The sequence below is a fragment of the uncultured Pseudomonas sp. genome (genome assembly GCF_913777995.1).
In the GTDB taxonomy this organism is placed as follows: domain Bacteria; phylum Pseudomonadota; class Gammaproteobacteria; order Pseudomonadales; family Pseudomonadaceae; genus Aquipseudomonas.
On record NZ_CAJYVE010000015.1, the window covers coordinates 86,015 to 96,543 of the forward strand.

11 protein-coding genes are annotated in these 10,529 nt (G+C 65.3%); 2 read left to right on the top strand and 9 right to left on the bottom strand.

Translation table 11 applies throughout. The features are described 5' to 3' along the window. The first annotated feature begins 14 nt into the window (after nucleotides 1–14). Nucleotides 15–1,229: a 3-(3-hydroxy-phenyl)propionate transporter MhpT gene (gene mhpT, locus QZ497_RS06675; RefSeq protein WP_365355248.1), complete on the top strand. Its 1,215-nt coding sequence runs from the start codon at nucleotides 15–17 to the stop codon at nucleotides 1,227–1,229. A gap of 63 nt (nucleotides 1,230–1,292) precedes the next feature. Here the strand turns inward: mhpT and QZ497_RS06680 are convergent, their stop codons facing one another. The 6 genes from QZ497_RS06680 to exbB all read right to left on the bottom strand — a co-directional run bounded on the left by QZ497_RS06680 (nucleotide 1,293) and on the right by exbB (nucleotide 8,115). Then, complete coding sequence (locus QZ497_RS06680) at nucleotides 1,293–2,690, bottom strand: aminoacyl-tRNA deacylase and HDOD domain-containing protein (RefSeq protein ID WP_295472427.1); 1,398 nt, start codon at nucleotides 2,688–2,690, stop codon at nucleotides 1,293–1,295. Nucleotides 2,691–2,780: 90 nt separating this feature from the next. After that, complete coding sequence (recG, locus tag QZ497_RS06685) at nucleotides 2,781–4,856, bottom strand: ATP-dependent DNA helicase RecG (RefSeq protein WP_295472429.1); 2,076 nt, start codon at nucleotides 4,854–4,856, stop codon at nucleotides 2,781–2,783. A gap of 11 nt (nucleotides 4,857–4,867) precedes the next feature. Then, nucleotides 4,868–5,791 carry a hydrogen peroxide-inducible genes activator gene (locus QZ497_RS06690; RefSeq protein WP_295472431.1) on the bottom strand — a complete coding sequence of 308 codons (924 nt, stop codon included), beginning with the start codon at nucleotides 5,789–5,791 and terminating at the stop codon, nucleotides 4,868–4,870. 165 nt (nucleotides 5,792–5,956) lie between these two features. Next, a complete protein-coding gene (locus QZ497_RS06695) occupies nucleotides 5,957–6,703 on the bottom strand; it encodes an energy transducer TonB (RefSeq protein ID WP_295472433.1) in 747 nt (248 codons plus the stop codon). Then, nucleotides 6,700–7,125: a TonB system transport protein ExbD gene (exbD, locus tag QZ497_RS06700; RefSeq protein ID WP_295472435.1), complete on the bottom strand. Its 426-nt coding sequence runs from the start codon at nucleotides 7,123–7,125 to the stop codon at nucleotides 6,700–6,702. Before exbD ends, QZ497_RS06695 begins: the two co-directional genes overlap by 4 nt. A 3-nt stretch (nucleotides 7,126–7,128) precedes the next feature. After that, the gene (gene exbB / locus QZ497_RS06705) at nucleotides 7,129–8,115 is read right to left on the bottom strand and encodes a tonB-system energizer ExbB (RefSeq protein ID WP_295472437.1); all 987 of its coding nucleotides are present in this window, start codon (nucleotides 8,113–8,115) and stop codon (nucleotides 7,129–7,131) included. A gap of 203 nt (nucleotides 8,116–8,318) precedes the next feature. On the opposite strand from exbB, the gene QZ497_RS06710 reads away from it, so the two are divergent. Further along, entirely contained in the window at nucleotides 8,319–9,167 is an 849-nt protein-coding gene (locus QZ497_RS06710) for an NAD-dependent epimerase/dehydratase family protein (RefSeq protein ID WP_295472439.1), read from the top strand. 7 nt (nucleotides 9,168–9,174) lie between these two features. On the opposite strand, the gene QZ497_RS06715 is transcribed toward QZ497_RS06710, so the two are convergent. The 3 genes from QZ497_RS06715 to QZ497_RS06725 form a co-directional block, all read right to left on the bottom strand. Continuing rightward, a complete protein-coding gene (locus QZ497_RS06715; RefSeq protein WP_295472449.1) occupies nucleotides 9,175–9,912 on the bottom strand; it encodes a hypothetical protein in 738 nt (245 codons plus the stop codon). A 57-nt stretch (nucleotides 9,913–9,969) separates the two neighbouring features. Beyond that, entirely contained in the window at nucleotides 9,970–10,350 is a 381-nt protein-coding gene (locus QZ497_RS06720; protein WP_295472441.1) for a RidA family protein, read from the bottom strand. Nucleotides 10,351–10,373: 23 nt separating this feature from the next. Beyond that, the coding region (locus QZ497_RS06725; protein ID WP_295472451.1) for an ACT domain-containing protein at nucleotides 10,374–10,529 on the bottom strand (156 nt) is incomplete at its 5' end.

Consider the following 10,529-nt stretch of genomic DNA (forward strand, 5'->3'; position numbering starts at 1 on the left):
AGAACGAGGTATCCATGGACAGTTCACTGCGCCGGCCAACGGCGACCATCGTGCTTTGCTTCATCGTTGCACTCATCGAAGGCTTCGACCTGCAGGCCGCCGGCACCGCCGCTGCCGGGCTGCGGCACACCTTCACCCTCGACCCCAAGATGCTCGGCTGGGTATTCAGCGCCGGAATCATCGGTCTGCTGCCAGGTGCCTTCTTCGGCGGCTGGATCGCCGACCGCATTGGCCGCAAGAAGATTCTCATCGCCGCTGTGCTGCTGTTTGGCGTGTTCTCCCTGGCCACCGCCTACGTCGAGGGTTATGCGACCCTGCTGCTGGTGCGCTTCCTCACCGGCCTGGGCCTGGGCGCTGCGCTGCCCAACCTGATCGCCCTGTGTGCCGAGGCGGTCGGTGAACAGCGCCGTGGCACGGCGATCAGCATCATGTATGCCGGTGTACCGCTGGGTGGTGCACTGGCGGCGGTGGTGGCCATGCTGGGCGGTGATCACTGGCAGATGACTTTCATCATCGGTGGCCTGGCGCCGCTGCTGGTGGTGCCGCTGATGCTGGTGCTGCTGCCCGAGTCCACGGTGTTCCGCCAGCAAGCCGATGCCAGTGCGCGGGTCTCCACGCCCCAGGCCCTGTTCGGTGAAGGGCGTGCGCGCCTTACCCTGGCGCTGTGGATCAGCTACTTCTTCACCCTGACCGTGATGTACATGCTGCTCAATTGGCTGCCGTCACTGCTCATGGGCCAGGGCTTTACCAAGCCGGAAGCCAGCCTGGTGCAGATGCTGTTCAACATCGGCGGCGCGCTGGGCTCGCTGTTCGGTGGTCTGCTGCTGGACCGCTTCAACGGCGTGAAGGTGGTAATCGGCGTCTACCTGGGGCTGCTGGCGTCGCTGGTAGGTGTCGGCCTGTCGGTCGGCATCGCGCCCATGGCCACCGCCGGTTTCTGTGTCGGGGTGTTCGTCATGGCCGCGCAGTTGGTGCTGTATGCCATGGCGCCGCCTTCCTACCCCACCGCCGTGCGCGCGACCGGTGTGGGCGCGGCGGTGGCCATCGGTCGCCTGGGGTCGGTTGCCGGTCCGCTGGCTGCCGGGCAGATTCTCGCTGCTGGCGCCGGCACCAGCGGCGTGTTGCTGGCCACTTCGCCCGGCCTGGTGATCGCTGCGCTGGCGATTCTCACCGTGGTCGCGCGGCCAGGCAGCGCGGCGCGTCCCGGCCTCAAGCCGGCCAGCCGCTGACCTGAACGCACAACGCCCCCGGCAAGCGCTTGCCGGGGGCGTTGTGCATACAGAGCGGTGTTATCAGTGATTGAACTGCGCGGCCAGCTCGCGAAGCATCACTTCGGCATCCAGCACCTTGCGCACCGATTCCTCGGCTTTCTCGCGGGTGATGCCCAGGCGCTCGAACAGCTCGTTGGGAATCGCCTCTACCGGGCCGGAACCGACGCCGTGCTGACGCAGCAACTGCACGGCCAGGAACACCAGGTTGGCATATTCGCAATGCTCACCGGCGTACTGCGGGTCATGCTGGAAGCGCAGCGCGGCGGACAGTTCGTCCGGCATGTCCCAGGCGCGCATCAGCCAGGCGCCGATCTGCTCGCGGCTGATGCCCAGCAGGTGCTGCTCGACATAGCTGTGATGCAGGTGCGGGTTGACTTCCAGTTGCCGGCAGATCAGCGAGAAATGTGGCGGGAACACATGCGCCAGCAGCAGGTAGCCGAAGTTGTGCAGCAGGCCGGCCAGGTAGGTCAGGCCGCCTTCCGGGCGTTTGGCGCGGGGGATGGCACGGGTCAGGCCTTCGATAACGGCGGCGGTGTAGATCGACTGCTGCCAGTACGGGGTGGTCTGCTGTGGATGATCCTTGGGCAGGCTGAGGGTCTTGCCCAGCGCCAGACCGAGGGCCAGGTTGATCACCAGGTCGAAGCCCAGCACACGCACGATGGCGTCTTCCACCGAGCGGATCTTGCCGGTAGAGGCGTAATAAGGTGAGGCGGCCCAGCTGACCACCTGGGCGGCCAGGGCTGGGTCGGTTTCCACCACGCCCGTGATGTCGTCGATGGTGGCGTCCGGGTCGACACGCAGCTTGATGATCTTCTGCGCGGTGCCGGCCAGCGGCGGGATCTCCAGGGTCGCTTCCAGGCGTTGCTGGATGCGCCGTGCGGTGAAGGCGTGCACGGCCTGAGTGATTTCCTCTCGGTCGTCGTGCGGGCGGTCGAAGTTCGGCTGCACCGTGCTGACCAGTTGGCCGAAATGCGCGGCACTGGCCTTGCTGAGCATGCCCTTGAAGTCGTCGCTGGCGATCTCCAGCAGCAGGCCCTGTTCGCCGGAGCCCACCAGCAGCTTGGGCTGCTGCAACAGGCGGTCGTCGTACAGGCACGGCGAGCTGGTCAGGGCCGGCAGGCCGGGCAGGCTTTGCAGGTTGTGCTTGACCAGCATGCGCGACAAGCGCTCGTGGGAAACCGCCTTGAGTTCGCGGCCAGTCAGCTCGGCGATGCGGTTGAGGTCCAGCAACTGGTTCTGCGGGAAGAGGATCAGCAGGGCGCCGACGGCGTCCTCGACCAGGACCGCCTGGACCTTGTGCTCGACAGGCAGGGTGACGTCATCCACGACTTCCTGGTAGCTGATGGACAATTTTTCCAACAACTGCCGGATGACGGACGGGGTGTGGAGAGAATCATCGACGTGGGCTACTTCTGTCATGGTCTGTGTCCAATTCCTACATTTTTCGCAGTATAACCAGCTTGTGCAGAATGGGCCTCCCGAGCGTGCAAAAGCGTCGTGTCCGTCACATCAAACCTGGCCGTATTGCTGGCCATGGCGCAGCCAGCGATCCAGCAACGGGCTGACATGCTGCGGCCAGCGCTCCAGCAGGGCCTGGGCGGCGTCGCGTACGGCCGGCAGCAGGTCGGCGTCGCGCATCAGGTCGGCCACCTTGAACTGCAACAGGCCCGTTTGTCGGGTGCCGAGCATTTCGCCCGGACCACGAATTTCCAGATCCTTTTCGGCGATGACGAAACCGTCGTTGGTTTCGCGCATGATGCCCAGTCGCTGGCGACCGATCTGTGATAGCGGCGGGTGGTAGAGCAGCACGCAATGGCTCACCGCACTGCCCCGCCCGACCCGGCCGCGCAGCTGGTGGAGCTGGGCCAGGCCGAGGCGCTCGGGGTTCTCGATGATCATCAGGCTGGCATTGGGCACGTCCACACCGACCTCGATCACCGTGGTCGCCACCAGCAGCTGCAGGCTGCCCTGCTTGAATTCGGCCATGATCGCGGCCTTTTCCGCCGGTTTCATGCGCCCGTGTATCAAGCCGACGCGCAGTTCGCCCAGCGCCATGCTCAGCTCTTCGAAGGAGGTCTCGGCGGCCTTGCAGGTGAGTTCTTCGGATTCTTCGATCAGCGTGCAGACCCAATAGGCCTGGCGCCCCTCGGCGCAAGCGGCGCGCACCCGTTCGATGACCTCCACGCGCCGGCTGTCGGCGACCAGCACGGTGTTCACCGGAGTACGGCCGGGCGGCAGTTCGTCGAGGATCGAGGTGTCGAGATCGGCATAGGCGCTCATCGCCAGCGTGCGTGGGATGGGCGTGGCGGTCATGATCAACTGGTGCGGGCAGAGCATGCCCCCTACCCCCTTGCTGCGCAGGGCCAGGCGTTGTTGCACGCCGAAACGGTGCTGTTCGTCGATGATCACCAGGGCCAGGTTGCTGAACTGCACTTCGTCCTGGAACAGCGCGTGGGTGCCGACCACCATGGGAGCACCGCGGCCGATCTGCTCCAGGGCCGTCGCCCGTGCCTTGCCCTTGAGTTTGCCGGCCAGCCAGGCCACTTCGACGCCCAGTGGCTCCAGCCAACGCTGGAAGTTCAAGTAATGCTGCTCGGCGAGAATCTCAGTGGGTGCCATCAACGCGACCTGGTAGCCGGCCTCGATCGCCTGCAGCGCCGCCAGCGCCGCGACCACGGTCTTGCCGGCACCCACGTCGCCCTGCACCAGGCGCAGCATGGGCTCAGGTTGGCTGAGGTCGTAGGCCACCTCCTTGCCGACTCGCTGCTGGGCACCGGTAGGTGCGAAACCGAGGTTGGCGAGGAATTCGCGTGGCAGGCGGCTGGCCGGTGGCAGAGCCGGGGCACGCTGGGCGCGCAGGCTCTCGCGCAGGCGCTGTTGCGACAACTGGTGGGTCAGCAGTTCTTCGAAGGCCAGGCGGTGCTGGGCCCAGTGATGGCCCAGGGCGAGTTCTTCCAGATCGGCGTCGGCGGGTGGGTGATGCAGGTAGCGAATGGCGTCGTCCAGCGGTGCCAGCTCGTAGTCGCGGGCCAGCTCTTCGGGGAGCCAGTCGGGCAGGCTGCGCGGGCCGAGCATCGCCAGGCTCTGCTGGCTGAGCTGGCGCAGGCGTTGCTGGGTCAGGCCTTCGGTGGTCGGGTAGATCGGCGTGAGGGTCTGCTCGACCGGCGGCGCTTCGTCGCCGGTCAGGGCGCGGTACTCGGGGTGGTAGATCTCCAGGCCCGAGGCGCCGGGCCGCGCTTCGCCGAAGCAGCGCAGGTGGGTGCCGCGCTTGAGGCCCTCCTTCTGCGCATTGCTGAAGTGGTAGAAGCGCAGGCTCACTGAGCCGCTGCCGTCATTCAGGCGTACCAGCAGGCTGCGGCGCTTGCCCATTACCACGTCGGCACCGCTGACCACGCCTTCGATCACCGCATCCTGGCCGGGCCGCAGCGCGCCGATGGGCACCACCCGGGTACGGTCCTGATAACGCAGCGGCAGGTGGAACAACACGTCCTGCAGGGTTTCCAGCCCTACCCTGGCCAGCTTCTCGGCCATGGCTTCGCCGACACCCTTGAGTGCGGTGACCGGGACCTGGGAAAGCTCGCTCATCTCTTGCCTGCCTAGTTGGCTTCTGCCTTGGGTCGCACCACCGAGCACAGCCGTACCGAGTCAGCCAGGATCTCGATGGCCTTGGGCCGTGGGAAGCTGGCACGCCAGGCGATGGCCACGGTACGGAACGGTGCCGGTGCGGTCAGTGGGCGGACTTCGATGACGCCGGGCGCGTAGTGGTGGCTGTGCACCGCCGACAACGGCAGGATCGACACGCCCAGCCCCGAAGCGACCATGTGGCGGATGGTTTCCAGCGAGCTGGATTCCACCGTGGTGTGCTTGGCGCCCTCGCCGCCCTTGTTCAGTGTAGGGCAGGCTTCCAAGACCTGATCACGGAAGCAGTGGCCCTCGCCGAGCAGCAGCAGGCTCTTGTCGTTCAGCGCCCCGGCCTCGATGCTTTCCTGGCGGGTCCAGGGGTGGCCGGACGGCATCAGCACGTAGAACGGCTCGTCATACAGGGGTAGGGTCAGCACGTCGGCTTCGTTGAATGGCAGGGCGATGATGATCGCGTCCAGTTCGCCGTTGCGCAGCTTGTCACGCAGGATGTGCGTGAAGTTTTCCTCGATGTACAGCGGCATCTGCGGTGCCACGCGATGCAGTTGCGGAATCAGGTGCGGGAACAGGTAAGGGCCGACGGTATAGATGGCACCGACCTTCAGCGGAGCGGTGAGCTGGTTCTTGCCGGCCTGGGCCAGTTCACGGATGCCCTGGGCCTGCTCGAGGACCTTCTGCGCCTGGGCGACGATGCCCTCACCCACCGGGGTAAGGCGCACGGCACTCTTGCTGCGCTCGAAGATGAGTACGCCCAGCTCGTCTTCGAGCTTCTTCACGCCAACCGACAGCGTAGGCTGGCTGACGTGGCACCGTTCGGCCGCGTGGCCAAAGTGCTGCTCTTGGGCAAGCGTGACGATATAGCGCAATTCTGTAAGGGTCATAACAGGCGTCCATGTGGTTGCGCCCAGCATAGCGGGTGCAATCAATAGACGCACGTTATCAGAGGTGCCCAGACGTATCAAAAAAGTGATTCTGGTCCCGAGGCCGGCCGGCGGCGTTCGACCAGGCTGCGATCAGGCAGCCCGGGCGATGCGCACCGGCGGATTTTAGCGTTTATCCAGGGAGTAAACGAAAGGTGCGGTGATCTCGATGGTGCCGTTGCTCAAGACTTCCGCTGGCGGCTTGGGCAGTGGCTGTGCACGGCGTAGCATCTCCAGCGTGGCACGGTCCAGGGACGAGCTTCCCGAGCCGCCGACGATGGAGGACGACAGTACGTTGCCCTGGGCGTCGATCATGAAACGCACACGAGCCGTACCCTGCATGCCGCGGCGGCGGGCATCGTCGGGGTACTTCTTGTACTTGGCCAAATGACTCAACAGCTCCCCTTGCCAGTTCGGCACGGCATTGCTGGGTGGCGCCGGTGGGCTTGGCGGTGCTGCAGGCGCAGCGGGCTTCTCGACCTTGGCCTGTGGCGGCGTGTCCACCGGCTTCTCTTCGACCGGCTTCTCCTTTGGCGGCTCAGGCTTCTTCACCTCGGGCTTTTTCGGCTCGGGCTTGGGCTTGGGCTTTTCCACCTTCTTGGGCACGACGATTTCCGGCTTCGGTGCTTCGGCCACTTCTGGCATTGGCGGCTCTTCCACCGGCGCGGGCGGGGTGGGTGGCTGCACCACCGCTGGGGGCGGGGGTGTCGGCTCGGGCATCGGTGGCAGTTCGATCATCATCGCCTGCGGCGGCAGTTCGATCGCCTGGGAGGCCGGCCAGCGCAGGGCCAGAAGCACTGCGACGGCATGCACGGCCAGCACCAACAACAGGCTGCCGCTGTAGCGCGTCAGTGTTTGGCGCATCGTGGTCATTTTTTCCCTGCCGTCTCTAGGCCCACCAGGCCGACTTTCAGGTAACCGGCGGCGCGCAGGGTGTTCATGACTTCCATCAGGTCGCCGTAGTCCACGCCTTTGTCAGCCTGGAAGAAGATCGTGGTGTCCTTCTTGCCGTGGGTGCGCTGGTCCAGGACCTGGCCGATCTGCTCGCGGGACACCTGGTCGTTGCCCAGGTACAGGTTCTTGTCTTCCTTGACGCTGAGGAAGATCGGCTTTTCCGGCCTGGGTTGTGGTTTGGCCGTAGACGCTGGCAGGTCGACCTTGATGTCCACGGTCGCCAGCGGTGCGGCGACCATGAAGATGATCAGCAGAACCAGCATGACGTCGATGAACGGCGTCACGTTGATTTCATGGTTCTCGGCGAGATCGTCGCCGCCTTCATTGAGATGCAGGCCCACGAGTCAGCCCACCTTGACCATTTGTGGATGGTGCTGGCCGCGCTCACCCTGCTCGGGCAGGTGGTCCAGGTCACGGCTGACCAGCAGCAGGACCTGTGCCGAAGCGTCGGAGACCTGGGCCTTGTAGCCGGCGATGGAACGGGCGAAGACGTTGTAGATGACCACCGCCGGAATGGCCGCGACCAGACCGATGGCAGTGGCCAGCAGGGCTTCGGCGATACCGGGGGCGACCACGGCGAGGTTGGTGGTCTGGGTCTTGGCGATGCCGATGAAGCTGTTCATGATGCCCCACACGGTGCCGAACAGACCGACGAAGGGCGCGGTGGAGCCGATGGTGGCCAGCACGCCTGTCCCGGTGCTCATGGTGCGACCGCAGTTGGCCACTAGGCGCTCGAGGCGGAAGCTGACGCGCTCCTTGATGCCTTCGCGCTCACGGCTGTTGGCCGACAGGCGCATTTCTTCCTGGGCATCGTGGACCAGCAGGTGCGCCAGGGTGCCTTCCTTGCGGTGCTGCTCGGCGGCTTCGTTGAGGGTGCGCGCCTTCTTCAGGCTGGCGATCTCGGTGCGCAGACGACGCTTGGCGCCCAGCAGCTCGAGGCCTTTGGCGATCCAGATGGTCCAGGTGATGATCGAGGCCAGTGCCAGGCCGATCATCACGGCCTTCACCACGATGTCGGCGTTCTGGTACATGCCCCAGGGCGACAGATCGTGGGCGCTCATGCCCAGGCTGTTCTCGCCGGCCAGCGCGTCGTCATCCGCAGCCTGGTCGCCAGCGGGCGCGGCGGCCGGTGCGCTTGGCGCGGCATTCTGGGTGGCGGGGGCTGGTGCCGTGGCGGCAGCGGGGGTCGCACCGTTGGCGGCTGGTGCGGTCTGATCGGCAAGGGCGACAGGCGCGAGTGTCAGACTCAGCGCCAGTGCAGCTGCCGCGCGCCAGGCGCGAGTCAGGCTGAAAAGCGTGGTTGGCGAGGCGGTTGGAGAAGTGCGTGTCATGCGGGCCGGACCTGAAATGTATAGAACATGGTGCGCCGTCACGGAGGACATTGCGCAATGGCTAGAGCAAAGAGCGCAATTATTGCAAATCGTTCTTGTTAACAAAAGTAATACTGTATCTTTTTTTCAAATTATCTCTTGGGGCGGTAAAGTCCCCCCGATGAACGTCGGGTTTTTTCATTTTCTGCATGAGGTAAAAGGCAATGTCCGCACCCACGCTGTTGATCGCCGGTTGTGGCGATATCGGTTCGCGCCTGGCTGCGCAATTGCTACCTCAGGGCTGGGCGGTGCATGGCCTGCGTCGTCAGGTCGCGGCGCTGTCGGCGGGCGTGTGCGGGGTCGCCGCCGACTTGTTCCAGCCACACAGGCCGGTTGCCTGGCCGACCGGCGCTATCGATTACCTGGTTTATTGTGCGACGCCTACCGAGCGTGACGAGGCCGGCTACCGCCAGGCCTACGTACAGGGCCTGCGGCACGTACTGAGTTGGTTGCGCGAGGCTGGCCAGGCGCCGCGCCGGGTGATTTTCGTCTCCAGCAGCAGTGTCTATGCGCAGAGCGAGGGCGAATGGGTCGACGAGACGTCGCCTGCCGAGGCCGAGCGCTTCTCCGGGCAGGTGCTGCTGGAAGCGGAAGGCGTCGCCCTTGGCTGCGAATGGCCGGCCAGCGTAGTACGCCTGACCGGTATCTATGGGCCGGGGCGCAACGACCTGTCGAGCAAGGTACGCCAAGGCTATCGCGTGGCGCTCGAGCCGCCGGTGTATGCCAACCGTATCCACGCCGATGATGCGGCCGGCCTGCTGGCGCATCTGCTGCAGGCCGACGCCCGGGGCGTGGTGCTGGAAGATTGCTACCTGGGGGTCGACGATGCGCCCGCGCCGCTGGCCGAGGTGGTGGCCTGGATGCGCGAGTACTTGGGGGTGACGCACTGGTCGGAACAGGAAACCCTGCGCCGTGCCGGCAGCAAGCGCTGCAGCAACGCACGGGCCCGGGCGCTGGGGTGGGTGCCGCGCTACCCGGACTATCGTGCCGGGTACGCGGCCTTGCTGGGCTGACGGCCCGTTATTGCTTTTCCAGCCGCCAGCGGCGCTCACCAGGGCGCAGCTGCGGCATCTCGTCGGCTGCCGCCGTGTTGATGGCCTGGAAGATTTCCAGCTGGCGACCCTTGCGCATGAAGATCCATGGCGCGCCCTGTTCGGCACGCTCCAGCCACATGCTGTCGTACTCGCCGCTCATGGCGGCGCAGTCGCCGGCCAGGCACAAGGCATAGCGGTCGTTGTCGCCCAGGCCCTGCAGGCTGCCGTCGGGGTTGAACTGTACGGTGGAGCCCTGGCCCGGCCCGTTGGTGATGGTCCACTTGCCGCCCAGGTAGGCGCCGTACAGCGCGCTTTCGAAGCTGCTGCCTGGCGGTGCGTCCGGTGCCGGAGCCGCCTTCGGCTTGACGAAGTGCTGCTCGGGGCCCGACTCGCTGGCTGCCTGGGTCAACTGGCCGGCGGCCACGCTCAGGTCTTCGAAGAAGTTGCCGTAGAACTCGATCCGCAGCTTGCCGTTCTTGCTGTCGATGATCTTGCCTTCGCCCAGCTCGAAGCCATTGGAAAAGGACGCTTCACCGGACTTGCTGTCGACCTGCCATTCCAGATTGGGGCCGCGTGACAGCAGGGCTTCGCGCAGGTTGTCGCTCTTCACGGCAGCGTCGATGGCATCCTGGTTGATCCAGACGCCGTCGGGGTTGAGGTCGGTGTGGCTGGCGCAGCCACTGACGAGTGCGGCCAGCAGTGAGAGGGCGAGCGCACGGCGCATCATGGAATCCTTCCTTTGCACGGGGGTGGCGCAGCGCCAAGGCTGCGCCGGGATGGGTTACTCGACGACCAGGATGGCGTCCATTTCGACCTGCGAACCACGCGGCAGGGCAGCCACGCCGATGGCGGCGCGGGCCGGGTAGGGCTGTTCGAAGTACTTGCCCATGATCTCGTTGACCTTGGCGAAGTGGCCCAGGTCGGTCAGGAAGATGTTCAGCTTGACGATGTTCTTGAACGAACCGCCTGCTTCTTCCGCCACAGCCTTGAGGTTCTCGAACACCTGGACGGTCTGGGCCTCGAAGCCTTCGACCAGTTCCATGGTCTTGGGATCCAGCGGGATCTGGCCAGACATGTACACGGTGTTACCGGCCTTGATCGCCTGCGAATAGGTGCCGATGGCGGCAGGGGCCTTGTCGCTGTTGATGACGGTCTTGCTCATGATGACTCCTTGCGGTTGGCGGACTACGTACGCATGCGGGTGATGCGAACCACACCGGTCAGGGTACGCAGCTTCTTGATCACACGCGCCAGGTGCACGCGGTCGTGCACGCTGACCACCAGTTGGACCACGCTGATACGGCCGTCGCGTTCGTCCATGCTGATCTTCTCGATGTTGCC